Here is a 26,513-nt window from a genome sequence, read left to right as displayed (position 1 = left end):
GTGTTTTCCTCCCCTTACATACTTTCATTGACAGCATTTGTCTGGTTTTTCGTAGAAACATAGAGTCCTAACAATACCACAACTAAAATAACGCTTACAATCCAAAAGGCTGGTGTGACGTTCGCTTTAAAGGCTGCATTATAGAAAACACCGCCAAATGCACCGCCCAAAATTGGACCAACAACAGGAACCCAAGCATATTTCCAATTTGATGGACCTTTACCTGGAATCGGCAGAATGGCATGTGCGATTCTTGGACCTAAATCACGTGCAGGGTTAATTGCGTAACCAGTTGTACCACCTAATGAAAGACCAATTGCGACAATTAAGAAACCAACAATCAGCGGATTGACTCCGTCTGCAAATTTATTTGCACCAATCGCTAAAATTCCTACCACCAATACAAATGTACCGATGACTTCACTGAGCACGTTTGCAAAAGTATGCGGAATCGCAGGACCAGTTGAGAATACGCCTAGTTTTGCACCTGGATCGTCTGTCGCTTTCCAGTGTGGTAAGTAATGTAAGAAGACAATAATAGCTCCGAGTAATGCGCCAAGCATTTGACCGACAATATACATTGGAACATCAGCCCAAGGAAAACTTCCTTCTAATGCAAGACCTATTGTCAGCGCCGGGTTTAAATGTGCACCGCTGATTCCTCCAGTGGCATAAGCTGCAATCGCTACTGCAAATCCCCATCCGAAAGCGATTACAATCCAACCGGACTGATAAGCGAGCGATTTCTTTAAACTGACTGCCGCACACACACCGCCTCCGAAAATAATCAGAAGCATTGTACCAACGACTTCACCCCAAAATGGTGTCATGAAAAATTCCTCCTCTGGTTCAGTTGCCATCCCCTATAAATGTGTAGAAAAGATAAAGAAAAAAGACCCACAACAAACATACTTTACATCAGGGTCATTTGTCACCTAGTAAAGCGTCGTTGTGGATCTCCGTTTCTCCATCACATGATATTAACTTAGTGCTATAGTATCAGAGGATGAAAACGTTGTCAATCAATTTTCACATTTTATCTTTTTCATTTTTGGAACGCTTTCCAAAGCTCTGTATTCGATGTGGTGACAGCTGTCGCCCCTGCTGCAAGCGCCCTTTCTACATCTTCTTTTGTTCGGATAAATCCTCCTGCAAATATTGGTATTCCAGCTCTTTCGCGCACTTCTGTAATTAAATCTGGCACGACACCCGGCAATACTTCAATAAAATCTGGACGATGTTTTCCGACAAACTCCATGCTTTTTTCCATCGCACTTGTATCAAGTAAAAACATTCGCTGGATGGCATATACCTTTTTCTGCTTGGCTTTTACTATGACAGAAGACCTAGTAGAAATAATGCCAGCTGGTTTCATTTCCTGACAAATAAATTCCGTTCCGTACTCATCATGTTTGATTCCGTGAATGAGATCGACATGGACAAACATTTTTTTATGATGCGCATTCGCCTCATTCATGATGCCCTTAAGCCGCCCTAAATGAACATCTAGTAAGACCCCATATGTAAATGGACTTTTTAAAAATTCCTCAAATTGCTTCATATTGCGAACAGCAGGTAGAATGGGTTGATCATGAAAACTCATATGCCGTCTCCTTCTAATGTGTATTGGTTCTATCTTCTCCTTACAGTAATAGAATCGCATGTTTTTTTCAATACACCTAGTGTGCCCATTGACCATTCAGCCTAGCAGATCGATTAAAACCTGATCCTTTCTGGACATAGAAAAAAGCAGAGAAACCTCTCTGCTACAGCGTGTAGACAAACCCTCGCATTCTTTGTCAGTTCTGCGTGCTGGTGCTCGTCCTTCCTAGACTTCAAAGATTTTCTATCACGCTGAAAAGAAGACAAAGGGCTAAAATAAAGTTCATTTTAGCCCTTTGTCAACAATCTGAAGCAGAGAAATCTCTGCTATAATTGCGCCATGCTTTCTTTTAAAGTATGAATAATGAATGAGGCGTCTTCATCAGTGATATTTAGCGGTGGTGCGAGCTGTGCCACGTTATTATAGCCAGCCACTGTATCGCTATTTTTCCCGATGATCAATCCCCGCTTTTTACATTCTGCAATCAATTGACCGACTACACTTGGATCAGCTGGCTTTTTTGACGCCTGATCCTGCACAAGCTCAATCCCAAACAGCAGGCCTTTTCCTCTCACATCACCGACAAATGGATGCTCTTTTAACTCTTGCAAACGATCGAGCATGTCTTGGCCAAGCTTGCCTGACCGCTCCACTAATTGCTCGTTTTTCATGATCTCTAGGTTAGCAAGCGCAACCGCACAGGAAGCAGGGTGACCGCCAAATGTATTCACATGCCGTAGCCTGTCATACGTATCTTCTCCTGCATACGCTTCATAAATGTCTCGTTTCACGCACGTTGCAGATAGCGGTAAATATCCACTTGTGATCCCTTTTGCCATAGTGATAATATCTGGTTTTACCTCTTCATGCATAAATCCAAACCGCTTTCCTGTCCGGCCAAAGCCGCATATCACTTCATCCACAATGAGGAGCGCCCCATGATCTTCACAGATTTCTTTCACCTTCTTCAAATATCCTTTTGGCGGCATTAAGATACCGCCTCCTGTAATCATCGGCTCCATGATGACCCCAGCTATCGTCTCACTTAGTTCCCACGTCATGGCCTGATCTATTGCCGCAGCACTTGCCAGATTCTCTTGATCCTCAGGATGACGATACATATCAGGCGGTGCGACATGGATAAACCCCTGTCCTAACGGTTCATATTTGTACTTACGCTGCGCTTGACCCGTTGCGGCTAGAGCTGCTGCTGTGTTGCCATGATACGATCGATATCGGGAAATAAATTTTGTGCGTGTACTCTCTCCCTTTTGCGCATGATATTGTTTGGCAATCTTAAATGCCGCTTCATTCGCTTCAGAACCACTGTTAGAAAAGAAGATCACATAGTCCCCGTCTAGCCATTCATTGAGCTTCTCAGCCAGCTGAATCGCTGGCACATGGCTTTGTGTCAGTGGGTAGTAAGGCATCGTATTTAATTGCTTATACGCCGCTTCTGCAAGCTCTTTACGTCCATATCCGGCATTTACGCACCATAGTCCTGACATTCCGTCTAAATAGCGATTTCCATGAATATCTGTCACCCATGCACCTTCTGCCTCATGAATCACCATACTTTCATTTTCTTTGTTTGTCCCTTTCATATGATGCCAAATGAACTGATCATCTTTCGCCTGAAGATCTTGTGCGTTATGTGTTTTCATCTTCCCACGCCCCCATGTATCCGTTTTCATCATCAAAGAAGCTTAAACCGGTCCTGCATATGACCTCTCCATTCATTATATGGATAAAAAGTGAGGCATATGAAACTGAAACAAGACCGCCCGTGTCGTTACTCTCATTATAAAAAAGGGGCCAGCCACATTACATTAGACAGATCGTCAACTGATTGAAAAGAACCATGAGACACTCTACTTGATCCCTTGGAAAATCTAACATATACCGTTAATGGCGATTCCCCTGTAAAAATTCATAAGCAAGGATCGCAAATTCAAGCGCTTGACGTTTTGGCGCTTGCATCATATCCTCACCAAGTAATGCATGAAGCTTATCCAATCTGTGATAAAGCGTCTGCCTCACAATATAGAGCTGGCTTGCGGTTTCTTTTTTAGAACCGTTTGTCTGTAAAAAGATATTCAGCGTCTGATAGAGCCTGCCGCTATTTTGTTTATCATATAAAATCACCGGCTCTAAATACTCTTTCACCATGCATTCTAATAACCCGCTTTCTTTCATGACAGGCATCAATCGAAGCATATGTAAATCTTGATAAAATGGGCTTTCTACCCGCTGCGGCATCACTTTCTTTAAATGCAGCACTTCTTTCGCTGCTTGAAAACTTTTTCTCATGTGCTGAAATTGCTCACAATATGAACCGATTCCATAATTGATGACTGCCTCGCCGGGCTTCTCACGGTCATATAATTGCGTGATGTCGTTTGCCGCTTTTTCTGCACGCTCTTTCCAGTCCTCAACTTTTCTTGTATTCAATAAAATAAATAAGGTTTGTCCTTGATGCTCGTACACAATCAAATAGAAACCAGTACGCTGAAAAATAGAACGGCAAGAGACAAGAAAATAAAGATTCCCTGCGATTTCTTCTATTTGGTGGTTTTTTTGAAAGAGCATCACCACACAGCCGGTCGGTTTTTTCAGCCCTTCTGTCTCCTCAAGGTGTTCTATGATTTCTCTTTCTGTATGCTCTTCATGAAACCATTTTTGCAGCCATTCATTCTCTTTTGTCTTCTTCAGCTCTTCTGTATACAGCTCTCTTAAAGTTTGCTGGGCAAGGGCATTCGCTCCTTTATCCATCACAAGCAGTTCAAATTCCGAGAGCGTGTTCGATTGATGAATGAGGACGAGGTCTGCAAAGGTTTGTTTGAGTGCAAGGACTTGTTTTTGCGTCACTTCATATCCTTTTGGTAATGAAGCATATTGCAAATAATTCATCACAAGCTCTTCTGTTTGTTTGGATGAATCACATAAAATAATCGGCTCACCTTGAACAGGGATCAGCAGTAGTATGCCTCTCACGTGCTGATACACTTGATCCAAAATATCCATCTGCGGATGAGGAGTTAGTAAAAGCTCATTCAACTTGGACGACAGTGTTTCTAAATCCGCCATCATCTGATACTGACGCTCAATCATCATCGTATGGAGATGCTGTGTAATATTGACGAACTTCACTTCTTTTGTAAACAGAATTAGCGGAAAATCACGTTCTTCTGCATAAATAATCAGTTCTTCTGGCACATCAAACCGGAGCGGTACAAATTCAATACATAATCCAGCCGCACCTGAGTCAATCAACTGCCTTAAAAACGCCTGAAAGACTTCCAATTGATCATGGAAGCCTGCGGCCGTCGTTAAGATCAGCTCGCCTCCGTTTAACAAATCCTCTACAGCAGGCACTTCAAGTACATGTACCCATTTTACCTGCCGAAACAATCCCTTTTCCCCAGCTAACACTTTCGCATGCGTAAAATGCTTCGTTTTTAACACATCACTTACTTGAAAATGAACATCTACATTCATTCATAAGTCCCCCTTTGTTTGCCGTCCCCTATCCCAGAGGGTGCATGGATAAAATCCATAATAAAACAGGTAAAGTCACAATACTTAAAATCGTACTGAGAAACGTCGTGCTTGAGACAAACTCAGGTTTCGTTCGAAATTGCACAGCCATCAGCGTGGTATTCGCCGCAGTCGGCATCGCTGCAACTAAAATCATAATTTGTTTCACCAAATCATCTACCGGTAAAATAAGCGTAAAGCCGAATGCGATGAGTGGTGAGATAAACAGCTTCAGCAGCACCGCATAGGAAATATTACGATAATCCACTTGTTTAAAAGAAATCACTGCGAGCTGCATACCTAAAATCAGCATAATCGTTGGTATCGCTGCATCCCCGACCAGCTGAACACCTGTCATAAGCTCTTTAGGTAATGAAAGGTCAATGAGCTGAAATAATAGACCAAGAAGAGCCCCGTAAGCAACCGGCATACGCAGCACTTTTTTTAGAACGACCTTCAAGTCTCCCGCGTCCTCTCCACCTTTTGCTGCATAATACATGCCGATCGTACTCATGACGAGCTGCTGAAGGACCATTAGCACAATCGCAATATCTAAACCAGCTGCTCCAAAAACAAGAAGGACAACAGGCGTGCCATAATTTCCATTATTCATAAATGCTGATGACAAAATCATGGCGCAATACGTTTCATTCGAATACCCGTAAATTCGAGATAAAATGAAGACACATAAAACAAGTGAAAGACAAAGCCCTACGACAAATATTGATAAGTACACATAGTCCATCGATACTTTATTTTGATAAAAGGTTTCAAACGCAAGAAATGGTGACATTAAATATAAAGACATTGATGAGAGCGTATGTATATCAAAACCAATTGTCTTCTGCCCAATATACCCTATAAGGAATATGCCGAACACTGGCATTAAGACAAGTAAAAACTCCATGTAGCACCTACTTTTCTCTAGATGAATTCCTTTTTTTTACCCTCTTATCATACCACTGATCATCAATAAAAAAGAAGCACCCTTATGAAAGGTCGCTTCTCTCCTCATCCATATAAAACACTTCCCATAAATGACCATCACGATCCTGAAAGCTCCAGCCATACATGAAATCATGGTCTTGTTTTTCCTTAAACGGTGAACCACCAGCTGCGATCGCACGCTCGACAAGCTCATCAACCTCTTCCCTCGTCTCGACCTGTAAAGAGATAATGACCTCTGCGCCATTTCTGGCATCTACCAATTCCTTCTCTGAAATGGATTGGAAATGCTTAAGTGATAACAGCATGACGGTAATCGTCTCATTCATCACAAAACAAGCAGCATGTTCATTCGTCAGTTCTTGTTGAAAGTCAAAACCCAGCTGTTCAAAGAAAGCCTTTGACTCATTTACATGCTTAACCGGCAAATTGATATACAAATGTTTAGATTGTCGCCCCATATCCCTCTCCCTTTGTAAAACATCATTTCCATTCAGTATATTCGTCTTTTCATTTGGCATCCCTTTGTCGCATGAAAAAATAAGCGGTAAGTCTCATTACCTTATTTTAACAAAAATGTATAATAAATCTCGTGCACAATACTAAATGAACTAGGAGGTTTTCTTAATGAAAACAATCGCAAAATCTTTGATGCTCTCCACCACTGTCCTTTTATTCGCTTCACCTATTACACAGACAGCTGATGCTGCATCTATTCAAACGAAGCAGGTGACAGCAGAAAGTGATTTTCAGCTTCCTTCAACAACAGACACCATTAAACAAAACATCGAACAATCTTTCCAAAAACAAGAAAAGTGGCTACAAAAATTAGAAGTGATTGCCGGACAAGAAAAACGTGAACAATTTGAACAGTTTTTCAACCAGCATGTAGGACCTGATTTAAAAAATCTTTTAGAAGAGTCTGATCTTACATGGAAACAAGTAGAAAAAACGATTTATCAATCTCTTGTTAAATCAGACGTTCCATTTTTAGCTGCCAAAAGCATTGCCCATTTTGCTACAGTGGCATTAAAGAAAATGTAAACATACAGAAAAGCGCCTCGCATAACTGCGGGGCGCTTGTTTTGGTTATTTCTTATATTCAATATGGTACACGTCTCTTCTTCGGTCTTTCAGCTGACGAACCGTCCCATCTTGACGCTGCCTTCTTAATATTTCTAAGTCGACATCACCGACAACCACCATTTCAATATTCGGGTTGCATTCTCCTACAATGCCATCTCTTGCGAATTCAAAATCAGATGGTGCAAAGATGGCTGATTGTGCATATTGGACATCCATGTTTTCTGTTTGCGGAAGGTTTCCGACCGTTCCAGAAATGACCGTATATATCTGATTTTCAACCGCTCTCGCCTGCGCACAGTAACGCACTCTTAAATAGCCTTGACGGTCTTCTGTACAGAATGGAGTGAATATAATTTTCGCTCCTTTGTCAGCTGCAATTCGAGCAAGCTCAGGGAATTCAATATCGTAGCAAATTTGGATCGCAATTTTACCGCAGTCCGTATCAAATACCCGGACTTGGTCACCAGCTGAAATCCCCCACCATTTTCTTTCATTCGGCGTGATATGCAACTTATATTGCTTTTCAATCGTTCCATCACGTCTAAATAAATAGGCGATATTATAGATTTTCCCTTCCTCTTCAACGAAATGAGAACCACCTATGATATTAATGTTGTACTTGACCGAGAGATCTGTAAACAAATTGATGTAGTCCTCGGTATATTCTGTGATCCGCTGCACTGCTAGACTTGGTGATCTCTCTTCTAAATATGACATAAGTTGCGTTGTAAAGATTTCCGGGAAAACGGCAAAGTCAGCTGACGCATCTGATGCCACATCCACGTAATACTCCACTTGATTCATAAACTCTTCGAAGGAATGAATTTGCTTCATTGCATATTGAATGACACAAATTCGCACTGGGAACGCCGATTTATAATATCTTTTCGATTGCGGGCGATAATCGACATTGTTCCATTCCATTAGCGTTGCGTACGTACTGGAAGCTTTATCATCCGGCAAGTAATTCGGATTGATCCGCATCAGGCTAAATTCATTTAACAGCTGAAAAGATAGCACAGGATCATAAATTTGGTGCAGCATGACTTGCTCTACATATTGGCGAGGCGTCATTTCTTCTTGATATTTATGATAATTCGGGATACGTCCGCCAATGATGATGCTTTTTAAATTTAATCTTCTCGCTAAATCTTTTCTTGCTTCGTATAAACGATGACCGATTTTCATCCGGCGGTACTCAGGACTGACCATTACTTCAATTCCGTACATATTCATCCCATCTGGATTATGGTTTGTGATATATCCATCATCTGTGATGTCCTGCCATGTGTGACGATCATCGTATTCATCAAAGTTAATTAATAAACTTGAACATGAGCCAATGATTTCTCCCTCGAATTCCGCACAGAACTGGCCTTCTGGGAAATGTTCAAGGTGGCTTTCAAGGTGCTCTTTTTTCCAAGGGTCCATGCCTGGAAAGCATACCTCTTGCAATGTGATGATTCGGTCGATATCTTCTTCTCTAATATTTCGAATCACCATTCTTTTTTCAAATCGCGTTAAATCTAGTTTTTCTGCCATGATGTATTGCCCCCTTACTGATCCTCTTTTTCAAGCTGATGGAATAGCTGGAGCAATTCGATTTCAGCCATAGATTCTAATCTCGCGTCATATTCTTCAAACTGCAGTGTGCTCGTCACTTTATTTGGCACGATGACACATTTCATACCCGCTCGTTTGGCAGCGATTGACCCATTCACAGAGTCCTCAAATGCCACGCAATCTTTTGGCTCAACGCCTAAGCATTGTGCGGTTTGCAAATAAAGTTCTGGGTGAGGCTTCACTTCTTCCACATCGTCTGACGTGCGAATACATTCAAAGTAATCGAAAAGTCCAATTTGTTTCAGGTGATCAGACACCCATTTATAATCTGAGCTGGAAGCAAGTCCAATCTTAATTCCAAGCTCCTTTGCCGCTTCTAAATAAGCTTCTACACCAGGTCTTGCTACTTCGTCCTTCATTCTCTTTTGAAAACGTGAACGCCGGTCCGCTGTAAGCGCCTCATGATCTAATGTCTTCCCTAACTGCTCTTCCAAATATTTGAAAGGCTTAAAACCTGCCTGCGTTCCAATCACATTTCCCCATACAGACAGAGGCAACTCCGATTCATGCTCCGCAAACATTTCCTGCAGAACCTCATATTCATGTGTTTCTGTATCTAAAATTAATCCATCAAAATCAAATATAATCGCCTTTACCAAAGAGGCCACTCCTTTTTTCCGAAAGTCTGAAATATCTTCCATACTGCTATCATATCGTGAATAAAATTGACTTTCAAAGATGAATGTCTGCTAAAATGATTATGTATAAAAGGAGCCTGCATCGTTTTGTCAGGCTCCTGTCATGTTCGATTCTTTCTGCAAGAGATCCAAGCGCTCCGATTCGTGGAGAATAGACATTGTTGAAAAAGAGCGGAATTGGTATTACAGATCTTGAAGGTTTCTCCGTTCCCTTAAAAATAGTATGTGCGACGACCTTGTAAGTTAACAAGGAAGTTCACACCAACTTTTACGCATTTTGAAGGTGACGGCCTGCAAAATCATCTAAATCAAACGGGAAAGAAAAGCCGCACGCATTAACTTGTTCACTGTTGAGTTCAAATAACTCACGGTCTCGTTTTGTCATATGTCGCTTCGGCTTTAAAATAATGGTATGTAATAGCTGAAGACCTGATAAGATACGAAAAGCATCATCCATTGTCCCGTTATACACACCATCAATGAATGTAAGCGGGGATTGTTTTTCCTGCTCTTCTCCATTAACAGAATGGGATAAAAGATCTTCAATTTCCTTTGATACTTCTTCAATTGCCTGCTCTTGAAGGTCTGTCGCAGCTTTCATTAATCTCACGTGGCATCTACCTCTCTGTCGTTATTACTCCATTCAGAATAGCACAGAAAAAAAGTCATTCGCTAAGGTAAGTGTTTCCTATATATACCCAAAGAGAGGACGAATATCATGATCATAAAAGGACACACGCTCTCCCTAAAAGTAGGTGAGCAGCAAAATGGCATTTCCTTAAGTCAATTTTTAAAAGAGGAAGTGTCTGCCTCTAAACCGATTATCCATTTTTGGATGGAGCACCAAAAAGTCCGTCTCAATCAAAAACCTGCCCACCATGCTGCAAAAGTGAGTACAGGTGATCAGATTCTCATTGATTTATTTGAGACGGAAGAAAGTGATGTGACGCCAGAATACGGTGAATTAGAGGTACTCTTTGAAGACGAGCATTTATTAGTTGTCCAAAAGCCTGCTGGAAGACCGACGCATCCAAATGAAAAAGGACAAACAGGTACGCTGGCGAATCTAGTCGCTTTCCATTTTCAAGCAAATGGAGAAGAAAAGCGGGTCAGACATATACATAGGCTGGATCAAGACACAAGTGGCACCGTCATTTTTGCCAAACACAGGTTGGCACATGCTGTACTCGATCAAATGCTTTCAAAAAAAGCAATTAACAGAACGTATCTTGCCATCGCACAAGGACTGTTTAAGAAAAAGAAAGGAACGATCCAAGCAGCCATTGGACGTGATAAACACCATGCTGTCAGAAGGAGGGTTTCTCCTACTGGTCAAAGCGCCAAGACTCATTATGAGGTCTTCCATCTCAATAAACGTTTACAGATGACGGCCGTTAAGCTGCGATTAGAAACAGGCAGAACGCATCAAATTCGGGTCCATCTTAGCAGTCTCGGGCATCCTTTAGCTGGCGATACATTATATGGCGGGAAGCGTGACCTGATAAACAGATGCGCCCTTCATGCCAAACAAGTAGACATGAACCATCCATTCACAGGTGAAAAGCTGACGATAGAAGCACCGCTCCCACCTGATATGGCTGAATTAATGGACAATATGTAGAAAAAAGAGCCTGATCATCCAGGCTCTTTTGACGTTAGACAGATGCTCTTTTCGCATAAATAATGTACCGCTCTGGTGCGTTGCCGACAAAATGAAATGGATAGCATGTGGTTAACACAAGCTCTTCTTTTTTATTTTGTAAGGTAATAACGGATGTATCATGCTGATCCACAATTTTCGTATGCGTGATTTCATAAACAAACTCGCCATACGGTACAGTGATTTTCAGCTGATCCCCAATATCCAGTTCACCAGTCCGGCGGAAGACCGTATCCCTGTGTCCCGACAAAACGATTTGTCCATTTTGATCAGGGTAATAACTGCCTTTATAATGACCGACGCCTTTGGCAAGGTCGTCCGCATCTGTCCCTTCAACAATCGGCAAATCGGCTTTTAATTTCGGAATGGTCAGGATGCCAGAGGCTTTCCCCATTTCAGGTGAAAATTTTTCCTTTGTCATCCCTTGATCAGTTTCTACGACCTTCTTTGCTTCCTCTAAAGAATGTGCTGTTTGTAAGTGAGTAGAAGCGATTTGCCAAATCCCCCAGCCAAGCACCACAATTCCCGCTGACATGACAATCACTGCAAGCCATTTTTTCATGCGTTAACTCCTTTGTCTTTGCTGATGATTCTTTAGCTTGCTGCTGCCTTTTCTTCTTGTTTCGCTTGTTGAATTCGGCCCTCTTTTTGATACACAATAGAAGCTCCCTCGAAGCTCTTTACAAAAGCAACCGTTGCTTCTAAATCTTCTGGGCCTGTTTCCGGATTTTTCCCTAGCCGCCCAATCGGTGCATACTTACTTCCAGTGGCAGTCGCCATGAAGTTGTTCACTGTGAGTGTATACGTTTTATCGAAATCAACGGAAGAACCATCAGGCAGTTTTAAGTCGACTACTTTATATGTTAACGGATCGTACGAATAAGAAAAGCCTGAAATGCTATAATCTGGTCCAAATTGAGGAGATATTTGAGCTTCAATGATATCAACTAAATCTTTCCCCTTGATGTCCAGCTTTACTAACACATTTCCAAATGGCTGAATATTAAAGAGGTCTCCCCAAGTAATGGGTCCTTTTTCGAGATTTTGTCTGATACCGCCGCCATTCATCATGGCAAAGTCACTTTTCATTGAATATCTCATGCCATCCGCAATGAGGTTGCCAAGTGGTGTATCACCATCATTGGAATAGCCACCTTCCATCTTGACGCCAGCTTCTCCAACAACATCACTAATAATCGGCTCCACTTCTTTTCCGTAATGGGCTAAAATGTCCGCTGCTTCCTGATCCTTTTCAATACCAGCCTGGTCTACATACTGGATGTTTGCACTCTTTTTGACAATATCCTTTGTTTTCCGGTCAAGTGTGACATTGACTTCTCCAATCGCCTTTCCATATTCAAAGGCTTGGACAATTAATTTTCCATTCACTTCTCCATTGACCACTTCGTGATTATGGCCAGCGAAAATGACATCAATTTCGTCATCACCTTCTTTGGCGAGCCTTGCGCTTTCTCCAGTAATGGTATCACCATTTTGAGAGGCGGTCATATGAGCCAGAACTGCGATCGCTTTAACCCCTTTTTGCTTTAATTCCTTCGCTGCTTCATTGACAGCTTTGACTTCATCAGTAAATTGAATGTCTTTAATTCCTTCTGGCATGACCATACCTGCCGCTGATGTTGTCACAACCCCGATAAAAGCTACAGGAATTCCTTCGACATCCATGATTTCATAGGCTGGTAAAAGTGGTTTGCCAGTATCCTTGTATTCACAGTTTGCACAAACAAGCGGGAAGTTCTGCCCATCGTATCCTTTTGTGCCTTTCGGGTGATCTCCACCTTTTAAGATGCGCAATAGTTCATCCACACCTTCATCAAACTCATGGTTGCCAACTGTCCCAACGTCAAAGCCGATGTTCTCCATTAGTTCAACGGTTGGTTCATCTTGTAAAAGAGAAGATATTGGCGAGCTTCCGCCTATCATATCTCCTGCATGAACTGTCAGTGTATTTTTTTGCGCAGCTTGCTTTTGTTTTATATAAGCCGCCACATAATCCATCCGTCCATATGTTCCTTTACTGCCATCACCTTTTACATCCAGCTCATATTGCTGATCAATTTTCCCATGCAAATCATTCATGCTTAAAATGGTTAATGGAACTTCACTGGATGATTCTGACGCCTGATATCCAGCCTGCTCTGCTTCTTCTTTAGAAGCAAAAAAGATACGTTTATCCACATCGATCTCATTCCAGCTGTCAGGTGATACGTAGGTTTTTGCAGATGAATCCCCCACATAACGTGTGAGCCCTTTTTTCTGCTCGCGTGCTCTAAATTCAAACGGATGTTCTAGCAGAGGATCTTCTTTATTCCAAATACCAAGCCCTTTTTTCTTGGCATCTTTCACTGCTTGCTGGAACATCTGATACTCTTTTTCATCTCCAACAGGCCAGATGAAATAAGTAGGGGCATATCCTTTTTTCACAAGCTCTAGGTTTGTATTCAGCCCTTTTTTGGTTTTGACTTGAGCTAAAAGACGTCCATATCCATCCTTTGCTTCCGGGCCAATCTTTAATGTGACTCGATCACCACTTGAAAGAAGCGTTTTTAAATAATCCGTCGCTTTTTGTCCAAAGCGCAGCTGGTTTTGATCTAATTCATTTTTGGGCTTGTGGTAGGTTTCTGGTGTGTCCATATTCACGAAGCGTACCTTTGTTGTGCCGAGCACAGGCTTCTTCAAATGAATAGTATCTCCATCCACAACACGATCTACCGTTGCCTCATATTCTTTTTTGATTTTTGGCGGCTTTGGCTGGTGCTTCAGCAATTTGACATCGGTTTTGTGTCTTGGAAGTACTTGCAGCGTATCGTATCTGCTTAAAACGCCAGTAAACTCATACCATTTTCCGGTCTTCACTTGATCAATGGCACCCGTATCAACCATGACTCTAAGGACTGTGCTATGATATTTTTTATCGATGATGACCACATTGTATCCACCGCCAGCTGGCTGATCTGGCGCTTGTTCTACATAGCCTTTTACCTTCACTAATCTTCCTTCATATTTGCCTGCCTGATCCGATTCCAATTGTTTAATGGAAACTTTCTTTGGCGAAGGCAATGGCTGATTCACAGCATCTATCTTCAGACGATCTTGATCTGGCACAATTTCAACGAGCCCTTTATAAGTCGTCACCTTGCCAGTCACCGTGACCTTCATGCCTGCTTTCAGTTCTGGAAAATTCTTTGGCTGCGCAGAATAAATATTGAGACCAGCTGTTTTGTCTTGAATATATGTTGATAGTTTCCCATTCCCTATAGCGGATTGATCTGCTGTTACGATTCCGCTCACCGTTACCGTTTCTCCTATCAGTTTTCGGGCTTTTTTTATGTTCATCGGCTTTGTTTGTTTCCATAAAGTCTCCTTTTTCTCAGAAGAAGAAAACGCCTCAGCTGTCATCATACTAGGCAGTAAAGATTGCAGACTAAATATCACCAAAATCAAACAACAGACCATTCGAATGGATTGTATACGTTTCATTAGATTTCTCCCCTTTGAACTTCATCTCTTCTATTGTACAAAGCAATTATTGAGAATGGATGGATTTCATGTAAAGCTGATCTCAATTACTTGGAAACGTAATAATCACACGTGTCCCTTCAAAGCTTTTGCTCTCAAAACGAATGGTACCGCCATGACTTTCAATAATCTTAATGGTCATCATTAATCCAAGACCCGTTCCTTTTTCTTTCGTTGTGTAAAAAGGTTCGCCTAATTTCCCAATCTCCTCTTCTGGTATGCCCTTTCCTTGGTCTTCAAATATCAGCATCATTTGGTCGTTTTTCAATAATGAAGTCACTTGGATCACACCTGTTACTCCATCCATCGCTTCAATTCCATTTTTAAGAATGTTAAGAAACACTTGTTTCAGTTCATTTGGAATGCCTTGAATATGTGGCAAAGAGGGAGCCAAATTCTTTTGAATCGACACTCCTTTTAAGACCGCCTGAGATTCAACGACCATAATGACTTCTTCGAGGAGAAGGTTCACATTCACCGGTTCAAATTTAACAGATTTGCTTCTAGAGAGCACAAGGAATTCGTTAATAATAGACTCAAGCCGATTAAACTCTGACATCATCACATCGGCATAATCCTTCTGATACTTTTTACTTTGAATCATTAGCTGTAAAAAGCCTTTTAACGACGTAAGTGGGTTACGTATCTCATGGGCAATACCAGCTGCAAGCTGTCCAACTGCTGACAGCATTTCAGACTTCATCAGCATTTTCTCAGACTGTTTTTGACTTGTAATATCCTCCGAAATCCGCATGACAGTAGACTGCATTTTGTCAGGGTCATCGATTCGGTGTAAAGAGACTCTTTCCCATCGCTCACGCCCTGATAAGTCCTGAAAATACAACTCACCTGTCCAGCTGCCCTCTCTTAAACACACGTCCCATTGTTTCACTAGATCATCACATTGACACAACGCATAATAGACAGAAAAAATATCTTTTCCGATCAAGTCATATTCATGCTGCTGTACAAACTGACAAAAGCGCTGATTGACACACTGAATAACACCTTCTCCCGTTGCAACCACAATATGAATATGGCTGTTATCAAGTGCTGTCACCGCAAGATGAAGAGCCTGCTTCAATTTCGTCATTTCGGTCATTTTGATCCAGGTCATCACCGCTCCCTCGCGATCTTGATCATAGAAAGGTGTCATATGAACCGTGAATTGTTCTCCTTCGTTCGTTTCAATTTCACGTTCGATCACGCGCCTATCTGAAATGACAGATTGAATATCATGATAGAGCATTTCCTTCGATAACTTCTTCACCATCGACTGAAACGTTTGCTGGTGCCGGGTTTGAGCTGAAGTGAATAAAGAGGTAGCTGTAGGAGTGTGATAGCGAATATTCATTTCCCGGTCCACAAACAACGTGGCAAGTTCTGGCTTCACAGACGGCCGGTACAGTTCTTCTCTTGTCACCTTTAAGTTGTTTATGATATTAATAAAATGCTCGTTTGTTTTCTCGCGCACTTCTATTTGCTTGTTTTTTTCTTTTAATTGAGCCCTTGCTTCTTGCTCCTTTTGTTTGACCTCATTGAGCTCGTTTTCTAAATCGACAATTCGCTGTTGATAAACCGAATTCTGCTCTAACATCCCTTTGTCCCTGCCGTTCTTTTGATTTTTTCCTCTCTCACTCTTCCGAATGAGAATGACGTATACTCCTTTAAAACGGCGATCAAAATGTTTCACTGTAAAATCTGCATACTGCTTTCTGCCATTTTCCGAAATGAGGACATGTTGAAAAACAACCTCAGTCTCTTCAGTCCATACCTTTTGAAAGCTTTGACTTAGTATCTCTTTCATATAATCAGGGGTTACATATTCACATAATTCATCTGAGACTTCTGCATGCGCTAAGAAAGAATAGGCACCGTTTGATATCGCGAGAATTTTCTCGCAATCGTCTATGATGAAACATGCATCATACTCCTGCTCTACTTCTTTCATATATTGGACAGCTCGTTTTTTTAACTCCGTATGACCTGCATTGTATTTAGGAACGTTTGAGTGGGTGTAAATGTTCCACTTTTCATTTAACAAATGAAATAAACGAGGGATATTGGGTACCTTTTCATTCGGTCCTAATATCAACATCCCTTGATCCTTTAGTGCATATTGGAATCGAGATAAGACTCGTTTTTGTACTTCTGGCTGGAAGTACATCAGAACATTTCGGCAACTGATAAAATCGAGGTGGATAAAAGGTGAATCGATCAATAAATTGTGAGGAGCAAAGACAATATGTTTTCTAAGCGACTGCTTCACAATAAAAGCGTCACCTTTTTTTTCGAAATATCGCGCCCTCCATTTTTCTGGCATCCGTGCCATAGACTCAAGCGAATAAACACCTTTGCTTGCACTTTGAATGGCTTTCCGGTTGATGTCTGTTGCAAACACTTGAAGTTCAATGGACACTTGTCTTCGTTTCATTTCTTCTAAAAATAACATCGCAAAAGAATAGGCTTCTTCACCTGTAGAACATCCTGCAATCCAAATGCGGCATCGAGATTTCCCATTTTTCAATGTATTATCAATGATCGACGGAATGATGTGATGTTCACATACTCGAAAGGCTTCCATATCTCTAAAAAAGGAAGTCGTGCCGCTTAAAAGCTGTACATGCAGGCGATCAAGCTCATCTGGTTCTCTCTCTAATAAACGATCGTACTCGGACAATAAGGAGATCGATTGGTTCGCACTCCTCATTCTTTTTTGAATGACAGAGAGCAGTCTGCACTTCTCATAGGTTGAAAATGCAATTCCTTTATGCATTTCAAGACGTTCAATGATTCTGATCAAAACAGGGTCTGCAACATCTGTATGCGGAACGTTGATGATGTTGGCTATATATGACGCAAGTGCAGAAGGGTCTTGAAATGTTTGATGATACATACGATCAAACCCACTATTTGTCTCACTGCACGATATGGCTGTACCGCCTTGCTCAACGATTTGAAGCAAACCACTTCCTACACAATAGCCTTTTTGAAAAAAGATCGCATAGGCCTCTTCCTTTTGCACATTGGCAAGTGACTGAAACAACGAATTTACAGCACACGCCTTGTTTGTAGGATGCTGCTCTGTTATGTGTAGCCGTTTGTCTTCTGTCAATGTCACAGCTGCATGCTGCGGACAAACATAAATCGTATTTTTCATGACTTTCTCACCATGCTTAATCGGCTTTGCCCGGTAGCCAATCGGTAAAACAAGTGCTTCCAAATCAGTTACACAATCGCCTGTCACATGATTTTGCACAACAATAAAAGAGGCATTTAATTCATGCGGAAATGATTGAAAAAAAGCCTCAAGATGATGCTGTTCAAACGGCGAAACACCGATGCCAATCACTGGTGCCTGCACATGTTCGTCTTCTATCAAACGATTAATGATTTTGTCCTGCATCTGGTACCCCCATGTTCATTCGTCTGATACATTTTTTCGACAAAAAGGAAGAAAACCCTCTAATTGTAAATAATGTTTTTTGCATGAAAGGAGGAAAACTTCCTCACATTAAAACAGACTGTATAAAACAGAAGGAGGATTCTTTATGCAAAACGATCAGCAGACAAACGTTCAAGGACATGCCCAGCAGCCCCAATTCAATCATGGCGGGCATGAGTTATTTGATTTACATGAGGTATTGGCAGGGACCATTAATATTTTGGATCAATACATGATCTTTCGGCAATTTATCCAAGATCCCGCATTATCCGACATGTTAGATCGACAATATCAATTTGTATTGTCCCAGTACAACGTCACGGTAGATTGTTTTTCTACTGGTCAAAAGCCTAGTGAAGAAACATCTACTTATATGATGAAAGAACAGACACAGGTGACATACGGAATAAAACCATCTCAGCCTAAGAAGCCAAATCAATCATTACAGGATGTAAAAGATGCGGGAATTACAGGGCATATGCTTGGTCTCGTGAAATCTCATGCTGGATTACTCTCAATGACTGCATTAGAGGTCACAAACCCTGTGGTACGACGTGTGCTTGCAGCGCAAATCCCGAACTTTATTGAAATGGCGTATGAAATTTTCTTATATCAAAACAAACATAGCTATTATCAAGTTCCGCAGCTTACAGCTCAAGATATGCAGGCGATGACATCTACATTTGCCCCTATGCAGGGACAAGTGCAGATGCCGCCGAGCAAAGCCAACCAGCAAAAACCGCTTCATTAAATAAAAACAACGGCCGACCTATTTACAGGTCAGCCGTTTTTTCTTTGATATTTCAGTTTAAATTGCTCTTCAAAATCTGTGAGACGTTGTCCTGTCGCTTGTTCAAACCCTCTATCAAAACGACTAGTTTTCGCCGTTTCCTCCATGATCTCATGTATGACATCTCGTCCATAAAGCTGCACAAGCTCATAGATCATATAGTAGCTTTGTAAATAAACATCTGTCTCATACGTCGTGCGAGATTCTTGCCAGTCTTGATCAGAATAAAGAGATTTAAAAGGAATGACGTCAAACCGTTCAGACGTGGCATTCAGCACATCATAGGCCGTCCATTCTGCTGTTCCTTCATGGAACCAAAGGGGAAAGACGACTGGAGATACATTGTATGCATGCACCTTTTCATAGAAAACGAAATGGGCATACTCATGAATGAATAACGTGTTGAAAAAGTATAAAGGCAGTGTCTCTTTCTTCAACAATTCTTCCCGTTTATCTGGGTATAATCCAATCATATGATCAACATCAGAATAAAAACCTGTAATATGCTTGATACCGGCAAATTGCTCAATCGTTTCTTTATCATCAAAATAAATGATATCTAACGGTTTATCGGCTTCATACTGAAACACTGACATCGTTCTCTTCTTTGCCTTTTCCAGCGCTTCTATGGTCAGATCGACAAAGGCGCCCTCATCCTCTGCATAGTAGATTCGAATATGTTCATAGACTTGCTTATTGAGTCCTTCCGTTAAGACCGTTTTAGGCGAAGAATGCTCCTCTAGATATTGCCCTGCCAGCTGAAACGCTACATAGATCAAGTACGCAGTGAACGCATAAAAAATCAAACCCGCTGCAATCATTCCGCTTACAAGTTTTTTATGAATTAATGACGGTTTTGCTTTCATTTACTCCCCACCTGAATTCATCCTGCAACCTCTTTCTCTTTCTATGAAAAAACAAAGATCAACAAGAGGTGATATATTTTTTACTTTATGCAGTCAGGTGCGCAAGGTGCGGTTCCAAACAAAAAAGCCGCATATGACATACGGCTTTTGTCGTAGCTATTTTGATTCAGGGAAGACACGTCGAACCGTTTCAGTAAACTCGTCGAAGAATCCTGAAATTGGCTCTCCACTTCTAATACGTTTTCCGTACCCTGCCATACGATCGACAAAGTCTGGATTAGCAGATACATACACATTATCAATTTGTTGATCCGTCGATTTGACTTTGTCAGAAATTTTCTTTTTCAAATCGTCTGTTACATCTCCGCTTTTATTGCCTTCAAGCACGACAGCAACAAATGCATTTTTCCCTGTGACAAGTACGTTCGCTGTTTTCACTTCAGACATGTTGGCAACAAGCTCTGATGCCTTATCTGCCACTTTCACCTTCTGAGGTGTCTGCACATTTGGTTGATCCTGTCTCATGTTGTCGTTCTTATATGTGACATTTTCATACTGTCGTTTCATTGTTCCTCTTCGTTCATCGCCTTGGTTGTTCATTCCACACCCAGCAGTGATCAATGTTGGAACGAGTAATAAAGATAGCATCCATTTCTTATTCATCAATTGATTCCCTCCTTTTGCTCATAGGTTTTTCATCCAGCAGACTTTTTATGCACACATCCTCTATTTCAGCAATGAATTCATAAATCAGCCTTGATTGGTCATCCTAAACATGATGAAGAAGTATCATCACGATCAAATGGAGGGATTCGTTTGTTTAAAAAGAGAAAAGGTATGAGTACTGGTGCAATGATCGCAGCATCAACAGCCATCATTGCATTATTTTCACCACTATTACGGAGAAGACTAAGCAGCATGACTCAAATGAATTTGTCCTCAATGATGAAAGGCAAAGATCAACACCAGCATGAGTCATCTCGTCATGAGTCCCATTCGCATTCACGTAAAGACTCAAAAGGCACAGCTGAAGTCGGACAAATGATCAAGCAGGCATTCACCGCTGTCCAGCCAAATGAAACAAATCAGCATCAAACATCATCAAAAACATACCAAACTCATCAGCCGCCGAGAGAGTCTTACGCCCAGTCTCTTCACATTGATGAAAGTGTCATGAATGTAATGGATGATGAATCTATTCAGCAAGTACTCAATGACATCGAGCACAAATAACTAAAACAGGAGCCTTTTTTCAGAAGGCTCCTGTTTATTCTCCTGAAAAATGCTCTTTCACCATGATGCAGAAGGAAGGCAAGAAGGTGATTTCGATCGTGATAACAAACCGTTCCACACCATCTAATAGTATCAACAGCTCTTTTTCATGCTGCCGATCCTTTTTTATTTCTACATGTCGCACAGTTTTAAAGGCATATACTCCTAAAACGGATGCGTCCTTTTTTCGAACAGCCTTCAAAGAAAATTCTTGTACTCCAAGAGACATCGTCACCACAAATCGCTCTTCCTCATTCTCAAACCGAAACGTTAGATCTTGATATTCAATGGGCATATCTCGTTCAAATCCTTCATCAGGCCACGTCTCAAAAAAAGAAAGCCAGTCCGTTCGATCTGGAAATTGTTTTCTCCTCATTTTAAACCCCTCATAAGTGAAATTTTTATTAATTATCTTGTTTCCTCTTTTCTTTTGCAACAAATTTTAGTAATTTTAAAAAGGTGATTTTATTTTGCTAAGAGACCTCTTTATTAATTTAACAATTCTTGTCACTTTCCATTATTTATTGATGCTTGTGTTTAAAGAGAATTTTTTAAAAAAGGAAGACACCCTGCTCAGACAAATTTTTAAAGGAATGATTTCTGGGTTACTCGGTGTCCTCTTAATGTTTTTCTCTATTAAAGCAGGACCAGCCATCATCGATTTAAGACATATCCCCCTTATTTTAACGGCATTTTATGGAGGCATTGCACAAACGTTCATTGCAGCCTGTGTGATCATTATTGGCCGATTATTAATCGAAGCCAATGTCGCTTCTTTCATTAATATTTTTTCCATGATATTTATCGCCACAGCTTCCTTTTTAATTGCTGAGCGTCATATCAATCACGTCGTAAAAATGCTGTTATCTATTACCATGAGCAACGTCATTGCGACGATTTTATTTATCATCATCGTCAATGAAAGATCATTTGAACTGCATACTGCCTATTGGATTTTCTCGTATATTGCCGGTTTATTTAACTTTTATGTCATTGAGCATCAAACAAAAGCGTATCAGATGTTAAATTTGTATAAATTCCAAGCTCATTATGACTTTTTAACTGGTGTTTTAAATAAACGGAAATTCGATGAAATATTAAGTGATGCTTTTTCTCTGAACTTAAAGCAACCTATCCATCAAATGTCCTTGATTTACCTAGACATCGATTATTTCAAAACCATCAATGATCAGTATGGACATCATGAGGGAGATATCGTTTTAAAAGAAATCGGAACAAGGCTGATTAAGAACACAAGAAGCTCTGATTATATTGGGCGGATCGGCGGTGAAGAATTTGCTGTGCTTTTACCGAATTGTTCCGTTGAAAAAACATGGCAAATTGCGGAACGTTTACGAAAAAAAATGGCGGATCACCCAATTTATTTACAAAATGGAACATCGATTCACATTACGGTGTCAATTGGATGTGCTTATGATGCAGGTACAAGTGAAAACATGAAACAATTACCGATTATTGCAGACCAGGAGCTCTATAAAGCGAAGCAGTCAGGCAGAAACCAAGTGAGCTTTTCTGGACGTAAAAGAGAACACTTAACATAGGCTTTTTCCTCAATTTGTTAGCGCTAATTATTTTTAAAAAAGTTTTCGTATAACAGTTGTTTTTTCCCGCAAACACTGGTAAAGTAAAGGTAATTATTTTTGTTCGTATCATCTTTAAGAAGAAAGTTTTGAAAGAGTTTTCGTCTTTGAAGTTTGTGTAAGAGCAAGAATAGTGAATTTAAGCGTTAAGATCGCTTTAGGAGGAAATTTCATGTTAGAAGGTAAAGTAAAATGGTTCAACTCTGAAAAAGGTTTCGGATTCATCGAAGTAGAAGGTCAAGACGATGTATTCGTTCACTTCTCTGCTATCCAAGGCGAAGGCTTCAAAACTTTAGAAGAAGGTCAATCAGTTTCTTTCGAAATCGTTGAAGGTAACCGTGGACCACAAGCTGCTAACGTTAACAAAGCGTAATTTAAGAGCATCTGCTCTTTTAGCACTTTATAGAGTGAAGGAAAACCGCTCGGCTTATGCCGGCGGTTTTTTGTGTAATAAAAAAAGAGAACCTGACGAGAGGTTCTCTTTTTATTTGTCCTTCTGCTTTAGTTTCTGTAAAGCAGAACGATACATATCATCATTCATTTTCGTCTCTGGTTCTTCTTCTTTGACAGGTGGTTCTGGCTGTTTAAACTTTTGAAGCGCCTGTCTATAGAAATCATCACCTGACGGAGCATCATCTGTCTGAGAAGGCTCTGACGCTTTTTCTTCCACTTCAGGCTCTACAGGTCTCGCCGCAACTTCTGGCTCGCTATGCGGCACGTCAGGATGATTCGATACATCTTCTTTGATCTCTTCCTTCTCGGCCGAAGCATGTCTGACATTGAACGCTACTAATCCGATAATGACTAGAACAGCAGCTACTAACGCTACAATAATCGTCGCCAAAAGAACCCTCTCCTTATCGCTTAAATGACGCAGTGACTGATGCTACACGTCTTCCTAATGCTTTCCCCAGCTCAATGCCTTCTGCAGAAATCACTTCATCAGAATCAATCGGGCACGTCACACCTGCTCCATAATAAGAACCGTATAACGCATTTTCTGGAACATTTCCAGGAAGGCCGACCACAAGCATCCCTTGATGGAACATTGGCGTAATCAAATTATGCATCGTCATTTCTAATCCGCCGTGTGTTGTTGCAGTGGTACAGAAAACGGCACCGACTTTATCGATGAGTTTTCCTTCTGCCCATAAATACCCAAGACGGTCAATCCATGTCTTTAATCCAGAACTAATGGTACCAAAGTGACCAGGGCAGCCCCAAATGATTGCATCCATTTGATCAAGCTTGCGGATATCCGCATCTTTCACATGATCAATGAACACTTCAGCTTGCTCTGTTTCACCTGCGCCAGCTGCAATCGCTTCTGCAAGTGCTTTTGTATGGTCACCTTCACTATCGTATACGACATAAATTTTCATGTACGGTCCCTCCACACTTATCTTGCATCTTGGTTTGCTTCCTTAGGTGCTGGAAGCAATGTCATTTCTTGTTTCTTATCCTGCTTTTCTTTTCGCTTTTTATCCTTACGTACATCTCGCAGGAACAAGCTGAGAATCACACCAGCTGCACAGAATAATGTCACCCACATGTAAGCATCATTGATGCCCATCACATTGGAATCAACTTGTGCTTTCGTAAAGAGCTGGGTCGACACATATTTTTGAGCAGCTTCTGCTGTCATGCCCATATGGTGCATCACATTAGAGACAGCCGCCTGGAATGAATTCATAAAGAACGGGTCAGCCGTATTCGTTTGATCTGCCATATTGGAATAATGGAATGTCGTGCGATTTGTATAAATCGTTGTGATCAAACTCGTACCGATCGAACCACTGATTTGTCTCAGTGTGTTTGACATCGCTGTACCATGACTGTTTAAATGCTGCGGTAATTGGTTCATCCCAGCAGTCATGACTGGCATCATCAAGAGTGACATACCAAAGGCACGTACTGCATACATAAGCACAATGTGACTATAAGATGTATCAATCGTCAGCTGTGTAAACTCGTATGTGGTGACAACCGTAATCAGCATCCCCACAATGGCAAGTGGACGAGGTCCAAATTTATCAAACAAGATCCCTGAAATTGGAGACATAATCAGCATCGCAAGTGCCCCTGGAAGCATTAATAACCCCGATTGCAGTGCAGTAAACCCAACGAGGTTCTGCAAGTAGATCGGAAGTAAGAACATCCCAGTGTATAAGGCAACGGTAATAATAATGTTAATAACACTTGATAATGAGAAAATGCTGTATTTAAACACGCGGAAATCAAGCATCGGATTATCCGCTTTTAGCTGTTGGAAAATAAAGAGAATGATCGCAATCGCACCAATGATAATCGTAGATAAAACGATTGGATCTGTCCAACCATCACTTCCCGCTTCGCTCACCCCGTATAGAAGCGAAGCAAAACCAACGATCGACAGAATCGCACCAAGGCTGTCCAGCTTGATTTTTTTAGGCTCTACAATATTTTTAAACATAAAGAAAGCCGCGATAATGACAATCGCACCGATTGGTACAAGTCCATAAAACATAATACGCCATGAATAGTGTTCAATAATATAACCAGATAACGTTGGTCCGACAGCTGGCGCAAACATCATCGCAAGACCAAAAATCCCCATTCCTTTCCCTCTGTTTTCTGGAGGGAAAATAAAAAGGATTGTTGTCATGACGAGCGGCTGTAAGATACCGCCACCGACTGCCTGAATCAAACGACCAATCAGCATCGTAGAAAAGTTTGGCGCAATACCGCAAATAAAAGTCCCTAGTGTAAATGAAATCATCGCCACGAGGAATAAGCTGCGCTGGCCAAAACGTGTGATTAAAAACGCAGATAACGGAATGAGCACACCGTTGACAAGCATGTAACCTGTTGTAAGCCACTGAATTGTCGTCGCACTCACATTAAATTCAGTCATTAAATGGGGCATGGCTACGTTCAAAAGCGTTTGGTTTAAAATCGCTACGAACAAACCGGCCATTAAAATGATCAGTAAAGACAAGGAGCCTGCTCCCTGTTTTGTCGCTGCAGGTTGATTTGCCATCTCAGACAACCTCCTTTCATTTTTTGATATCAGTCATCATTAAGATGAAATTTTGACAGAAGCATTCATACCTGGAAGTACTTTGTCAGATGGATTTTTAATTGAAATTTTCACTGCTACTTTTTGTGTCACTTTCGTGTAGTTACCACTTGAGTTTGTTGCTGGCAGCATATTGAATGTTGAGTTTGTTGCATAACCAATTTGTTCAACTGTTCCTTCAAATGTTGTATCAGGATCGCCGTCTACAACGATGTCCACTTTGTCGCCTTTTTCAATGTTCTTAATGTCTGTTTCTTTAATATTCGCTGTAATGTAAAGCTTGCTTAGGTCAATCGTTTCACCAAGAACTGTCCCAGGCTGCACTTGTTGGTTGTTTTGTACTTCTTTTTTGACTAATGTGCCATCAGCCACTGCTTTAATGTTTGTTTTTGCTTCTCCTTCAACTTTTGCAACTGTGCTGTCTTTTTGCACTTCGTCACCTTCATTGATGTCCCAGCCTTTGATTTGTCCAGCTGCTGGCGCTGTAATTTGGTACATGTCACCTGTCACTTTTGCTTCATCTGTTTTTACGAAGTTTGTGCTTTCGTAGTAGTAATAAGCACCTCCGGCAATAATGGCAAGAATCACAATAAGGCCAATAATATTCGTTAGCAATAAACGCCCTCTGTTCATGTTTTGTTTCTCCTTTCATGTATAAAAATATAGTGTCATCTGCTTTAGCAAACTTAGAATGCCCATCATCTGACAGATTATGAAACAAGCTCATAGAGCTGCCTGTTTCCACTTTTTCTACTCTGCTGAAAATGGTGTGCAGCCCATTTATACTTATTGTTCACTTATGAGCAAAAAGCAGAAAAAGAAGAAAAGACGATCGGCATCTTTTTTTGA

At 41.0% G+C, this 26,513-nt stretch carries 25 protein-coding genes; 6 read left to right on the top strand and 19 right to left on the bottom strand.

From position 1 onward, the window contains the following. Nucleotides 1–14: 14 nt before the first annotated feature. The 6 genes from MHB38_RS04685 to MHB38_RS04660 all read right to left on the bottom strand — a co-directional run bounded on the left by MHB38_RS04685 (nt 15) and on the right by MHB38_RS04660 (nt 6,546). Nucleotides 15–830 (bottom strand): MIP/aquaporin family protein, encoded by an 816-nt coding sequence (locus tag MHB38_RS04685; protein ID WP_008349011.1) that lies wholly within the window; start codon nt 828–830, stop codon nt 15–17. Between the two features lie 215 nt (nt 831–1,045). Next, on the bottom strand, nt 1,046–1,603 hold the full coding sequence (locus MHB38_RS04680; protein WP_017360356.1) for a glycerol-3-phosphate responsive antiterminator: 558 nt from the start codon (nt 1,601–1,603) through the stop codon (nt 1,046–1,048). A gap of 326 nt (nt 1,604–1,929) precedes the next feature. Next, entirely contained in the window at nt 1,930–3,267 is a 1,338-nt protein-coding gene (locus MHB38_RS04675) for an aspartate aminotransferase family protein (protein ID WP_341002582.1), read from the bottom strand. Nucleotides 3,268–3,508: 241 nt separating this feature from the next. After that, a complete protein-coding gene (locus tag MHB38_RS04670; RefSeq protein ID WP_341002580.1) occupies nt 3,509–5,101 on the bottom strand; it encodes a PucR family transcriptional regulator in 1,593 nt (530 codons plus the stop codon). A 28-nt stretch (nt 5,102–5,129) separates the two neighbouring features. After that, on the bottom strand, nt 5,130–6,047 hold the full coding sequence (locus MHB38_RS04665; protein WP_007497064.1) for an AEC family transporter: 918 nt from the start codon (nt 6,045–6,047) through the stop codon (nt 5,130–5,132). An 82-nt stretch (nt 6,048–6,129) separates the two neighbouring features. Further along, nucleotides 6,130–6,546 (bottom strand): VOC family protein, encoded by a 417-nt coding sequence (locus tag MHB38_RS04660; RefSeq protein WP_008349030.1) that lies wholly within the window; start codon nt 6,544–6,546, stop codon nt 6,130–6,132. A gap of 166 nt (nt 6,547–6,712) precedes the next feature. Here MHB38_RS04660 and MHB38_RS04655 point away from each other — a divergent pair, with 166 nt between their 5' ends. After that, nucleotides 6,713–7,129, top strand: a complete 417-nt coding sequence (locus tag MHB38_RS04655; protein ID WP_007497062.1) for a hypothetical protein — start codon at nt 6,713–6,715, stop codon at nt 7,127–7,129. Between the two features lie 45 nt (nt 7,130–7,174). Here the strand turns inward: MHB38_RS04655 and MHB38_RS04650 are convergent, their stop codons facing one another. The 3 genes from MHB38_RS04650 to MHB38_RS04640 all read right to left on the bottom strand — a co-directional run bounded on the left by MHB38_RS04650 (nt 7,175) and on the right by MHB38_RS04640 (nt 10,042). Beyond that, nucleotides 7,175–8,713, bottom strand: a complete 1,539-nt coding sequence (locus MHB38_RS04650; protein WP_025207005.1) for a bifunctional GNAT family N-acetyltransferase/carbon-nitrogen hydrolase family protein — start codon at nt 8,711–8,713, stop codon at nt 7,175–7,177. 14 nt (nt 8,714–8,727) lie between these two features. Beyond that, nucleotides 8,728–9,393 carry an HAD family hydrolase gene (locus MHB38_RS04645; protein WP_341002577.1) on the bottom strand — a complete coding sequence of 222 codons (666 nt, stop codon included), beginning with the start codon at nt 9,391–9,393 and terminating at the stop codon, nt 8,728–8,730. Between the two features lie 307 nt (nt 9,394–9,700). Further along, nucleotides 9,701–10,042 (bottom strand): DUF5365 family protein, encoded by a 342-nt coding sequence (locus MHB38_RS04640; protein ID WP_108611628.1) that lies wholly within the window; start codon nt 10,040–10,042, stop codon nt 9,701–9,703. Nucleotides 10,043–10,150: 108 nt separating this feature from the next. Between MHB38_RS04640 and MHB38_RS04635 the strand changes: the two genes are divergently transcribed. Next, nucleotides 10,151–11,053 carry an RluA family pseudouridine synthase gene (locus tag MHB38_RS04635; RefSeq protein ID WP_108611627.1) on the top strand — a complete coding sequence of 301 codons (903 nt, stop codon included), beginning with the start codon at nt 10,151–10,153 and terminating at the stop codon, nt 11,051–11,053. A gap of 34 nt (nt 11,054–11,087) precedes the next feature. Here MHB38_RS04635 and MHB38_RS04630 read toward each other — a convergent pair whose 3' ends face one another. The 3 genes from MHB38_RS04630 to MHB38_RS04620 all read right to left on the bottom strand — a co-directional run bounded on the left by MHB38_RS04630 (nt 11,088) and on the right by MHB38_RS04620 (nt 18,038). Beyond that, nucleotides 11,088–11,654, bottom strand: coding sequence for a class D sortase (locus MHB38_RS04630; protein WP_341002572.1), 567 nt, complete (start codon nt 11,652–11,654; stop codon nt 11,088–11,090). 32 nt (nt 11,655–11,686) lie between these two features. Continuing rightward, complete coding sequence (locus tag MHB38_RS04625; protein ID WP_341002571.1) at nt 11,687–14,593, bottom strand: 5'-nucleotidase C-terminal domain-containing protein; 2,907 nt, start codon at nt 14,591–14,593, stop codon at nt 11,687–11,689. A gap of 82 nt (nt 14,594–14,675) precedes the next feature. After that, nucleotides 14,676–18,038, bottom strand: coding sequence for a CheR family methyltransferase (locus MHB38_RS04620; RefSeq protein WP_341002569.1), 3,363 nt, complete (start codon nt 18,036–18,038; stop codon nt 14,676–14,678). Between the two features lie 145 nt (nt 18,039–18,183). Between MHB38_RS04620 and MHB38_RS04615 the strand changes: the two genes are divergently transcribed. Then, nucleotides 18,184–18,828 (top strand): spore coat protein, encoded by a 645-nt coding sequence (locus MHB38_RS04615; protein ID WP_057079769.1) that lies wholly within the window; start codon nt 18,184–18,186, stop codon nt 18,826–18,828. Between the two features lie 29 nt (nt 18,829–18,857). On the opposite strand, the gene MHB38_RS04610 is transcribed toward MHB38_RS04615, so the two are convergent. Next, on the bottom strand, nt 18,858–19,733 hold the full coding sequence (locus tag MHB38_RS04610) for a hypothetical protein (RefSeq protein ID WP_025206998.1): 876 nt from the start codon (nt 19,731–19,733) through the stop codon (nt 18,858–18,860). Nucleotides 19,734–19,889: 156 nt separating this feature from the next. Next, a complete protein-coding gene (locus MHB38_RS04605; protein WP_008349054.1) occupies nt 19,890–20,396 on the bottom strand; it encodes a YhcN/YlaJ family sporulation lipoprotein in 507 nt (168 codons plus the stop codon). A gap of 153 nt (nt 20,397–20,549) precedes the next feature. Between MHB38_RS04605 and MHB38_RS04600 the strand changes: the two genes are divergently transcribed. After that, nucleotides 20,550–20,966, top strand: a complete 417-nt coding sequence (locus tag MHB38_RS04600) for a hypothetical protein (protein WP_025206997.1) — start codon at nt 20,550–20,552, stop codon at nt 20,964–20,966. A 34-nt stretch (nt 20,967–21,000) separates the two neighbouring features. Here MHB38_RS04600 and MHB38_RS04595 read toward each other — a convergent pair whose 3' ends face one another. Then, the gene (locus tag MHB38_RS04595; protein ID WP_008349057.1) at nt 21,001–21,381 is read right to left on the bottom strand and encodes a hypothetical protein; all 381 of its coding nucleotides are present in this window, start codon (nt 21,379–21,381) and stop codon (nt 21,001–21,003) included. A 94-nt stretch (nt 21,382–21,475) separates the two neighbouring features. Here MHB38_RS04595 and MHB38_RS04590 point away from each other — a divergent pair, with 94 nt between their 5' ends. Together MHB38_RS04590 and cspB are read left to right on the top strand one after the other, a co-directional pair. After that, nucleotides 21,476–22,567, top strand: coding sequence for a GGDEF domain-containing protein (locus MHB38_RS04590; RefSeq protein WP_008349059.1), 1,092 nt, complete (start codon nt 21,476–21,478; stop codon nt 22,565–22,567). 211 nt (nt 22,568–22,778) lie between these two features. Then, on the top strand, nt 22,779–22,979 hold the full coding sequence (cspB, locus tag MHB38_RS04585; protein WP_008349061.1) for a cold shock-like protein CspB: 201 nt from the start codon (nt 22,779–22,781) through the stop codon (nt 22,977–22,979). A 111-nt stretch (nt 22,980–23,090) separates the two neighbouring features. Here cspB and MHB38_RS04580 read toward each other — a convergent pair whose 3' ends face one another. Genes MHB38_RS04580 through MHB38_RS04565 form a run of 4 tightly spaced genes read right to left on the bottom strand, consistent with a single transcriptional unit; the run spans nt 23,091 to nt 26,297 of the window. Continuing rightward, nucleotides 23,091–23,450, bottom strand: coding sequence for a hypothetical protein (locus tag MHB38_RS04580; RefSeq protein WP_017360371.1), 360 nt, complete (start codon nt 23,448–23,450; stop codon nt 23,091–23,093). A gap of 13 nt (nt 23,451–23,463) precedes the next feature. Beyond that, the gene (locus MHB38_RS04575) at nt 23,464–23,988 is read right to left on the bottom strand and encodes an NAD(P)H-dependent oxidoreductase (protein ID WP_008358701.1); all 525 of its coding nucleotides are present in this window, start codon (nt 23,986–23,988) and stop codon (nt 23,464–23,466) included. A gap of 17 nt (nt 23,989–24,005) precedes the next feature. Then, nucleotides 24,006–25,625, bottom strand: coding sequence for a DHA2 family efflux MFS transporter permease subunit (locus MHB38_RS04570; RefSeq protein ID WP_048003249.1), 1,620 nt, complete (start codon nt 25,623–25,625; stop codon nt 24,006–24,008). Between the two features lie 39 nt (nt 25,626–25,664). Further along, the gene (locus tag MHB38_RS04565) at nt 25,665–26,297 is read right to left on the bottom strand and encodes an HlyD family efflux transporter periplasmic adaptor subunit (RefSeq protein ID WP_007497037.1); all 633 of its coding nucleotides are present in this window, start codon (nt 26,295–26,297) and stop codon (nt 25,665–25,667) included. Nucleotides 26,298–26,513: the final 216 nt, after the last annotated feature.

This window comes from Bacillus sp. FSL K6-3176, assembly GCF_038003325.1.
GTDB classification, from domain to species: domain Bacteria; phylum Bacillota; class Bacilli; order Bacillales; family Bacillaceae; genus Bacillus; species Bacillus altitudinis.
This window is presented reverse-complemented; position numbering and strand designations above follow the sequence as displayed.

Excerpts from the sequence above, each read along its gene's own strand:
- MHB38_RS04685 (WP_008349011.1), bottom strand. The coding sequence starts at position 830 with ATGACACCATTTTGGGGTGAAGTCGTTGGTACAATGCTTCTGATTATT.
- MHB38_RS04680 (WP_017360356.1), bottom strand. The coding sequence starts at position 1,603 with ATGAGTTTTCATGATCAACCCATTCTACCTGCTGTTCGCAATATGAAG.
- MHB38_RS04675 (WP_341002582.1), bottom strand. The coding sequence starts at position 3,267 with ATGAAAACACATAACGCACAAGATCTTCAGGCGAAAGATGATCAGTTC.
- MHB38_RS04670 (WP_341002580.1), bottom strand. The coding sequence starts at position 5,101 with ATGAATGTAGATGTTCATTTTCAAGTAAGTGATGTGTTAAAAACGAAG.
- MHB38_RS04665 (WP_007497064.1), bottom strand. The coding sequence starts at position 6,047 with ATGGAGTTTTTACTTGTCTTAATGCCAGTGTTCGGCATATTCCTTATA.
- MHB38_RS04660 (WP_008349030.1), bottom strand. The coding sequence starts at position 6,546 with ATGGGGCGACAATCTAAACATTTGTATATCAATTTGCCGGTTAAGCAT.
- MHB38_RS04655 (WP_007497062.1), top strand. The coding sequence starts at position 6,713 with ATGAAAACAATCGCAAAATCTTTGATGCTCTCCACCACTGTCCTTTTA.
- MHB38_RS04650 (WP_025207005.1), bottom strand. The coding sequence starts at position 8,713 with ATGGCAGAAAAACTAGATTTAACGCGATTTGAAAAAAGAATGGTGATT.
- MHB38_RS04635 (WP_108611627.1), top strand. The coding sequence starts at position 10,151 with ATGATCATAAAAGGACACACGCTCTCCCTAAAAGTAGGTGAGCAGCAA.
- MHB38_RS04630 (WP_341002572.1), bottom strand. The coding sequence starts at position 11,654 with ATGAAAAAATGGCTTGCAGTGATTGTCATGTCAGCGGGAATTGTGGTG.
- MHB38_RS04625 (WP_341002571.1), bottom strand. The coding sequence starts at position 14,593 with ATGAAACGTATACAATCCATTCGAATGGTCTGTTGTTTGATTTTGGTG.
- MHB38_RS04620 (WP_341002569.1), bottom strand. The coding sequence starts at position 18,038 with ATGCAGGACAAAATCATTAATCGTTTGATAGAAGACGAACATGTGCAG.
- MHB38_RS04615 (WP_057079769.1), top strand. The coding sequence starts at position 18,184 with ATGCAAAACGATCAGCAGACAAACGTTCAAGGACATGCCCAGCAGCCC.
- MHB38_RS04610 (WP_025206998.1), bottom strand. The coding sequence starts at position 19,733 with ATGAAAGCAAAACCGTCATTAATTCATAAAAAACTTGTAAGCGGAATG.
- MHB38_RS04605 (WP_008349054.1), bottom strand. The coding sequence starts at position 20,396 with ATGAATAAGAAATGGATGCTATCTTTATTACTCGTTCCAACATTGATC.
- MHB38_RS04595 (WP_008349057.1), bottom strand. The coding sequence starts at position 21,381 with ATGAGGAGAAAACAATTTCCAGATCGAACGGACTGGCTTTCTTTTTTT.
- cspB (WP_008349061.1), top strand. The coding sequence starts at position 22,779 with ATGTTAGAAGGTAAAGTAAAATGGTTCAACTCTGAAAAAGGTTTCGGA.
- MHB38_RS04575 (WP_008358701.1), bottom strand. The coding sequence starts at position 23,988 with ATGAAAATTTATGTCGTATACGATAGTGAAGGTGACCATACAAAAGCA.
- MHB38_RS04570 (WP_048003249.1), bottom strand. The coding sequence starts at position 25,625 with ATGGCAAATCAACCTGCAGCGACAAAACAGGGAGCAGGCTCCTTGTCT.
- MHB38_RS04565 (WP_007497037.1), bottom strand. The coding sequence starts at position 26,297 with ATGAACAGAGGGCGTTTATTGCTAACGAATATTATTGGCCTTATTGTG.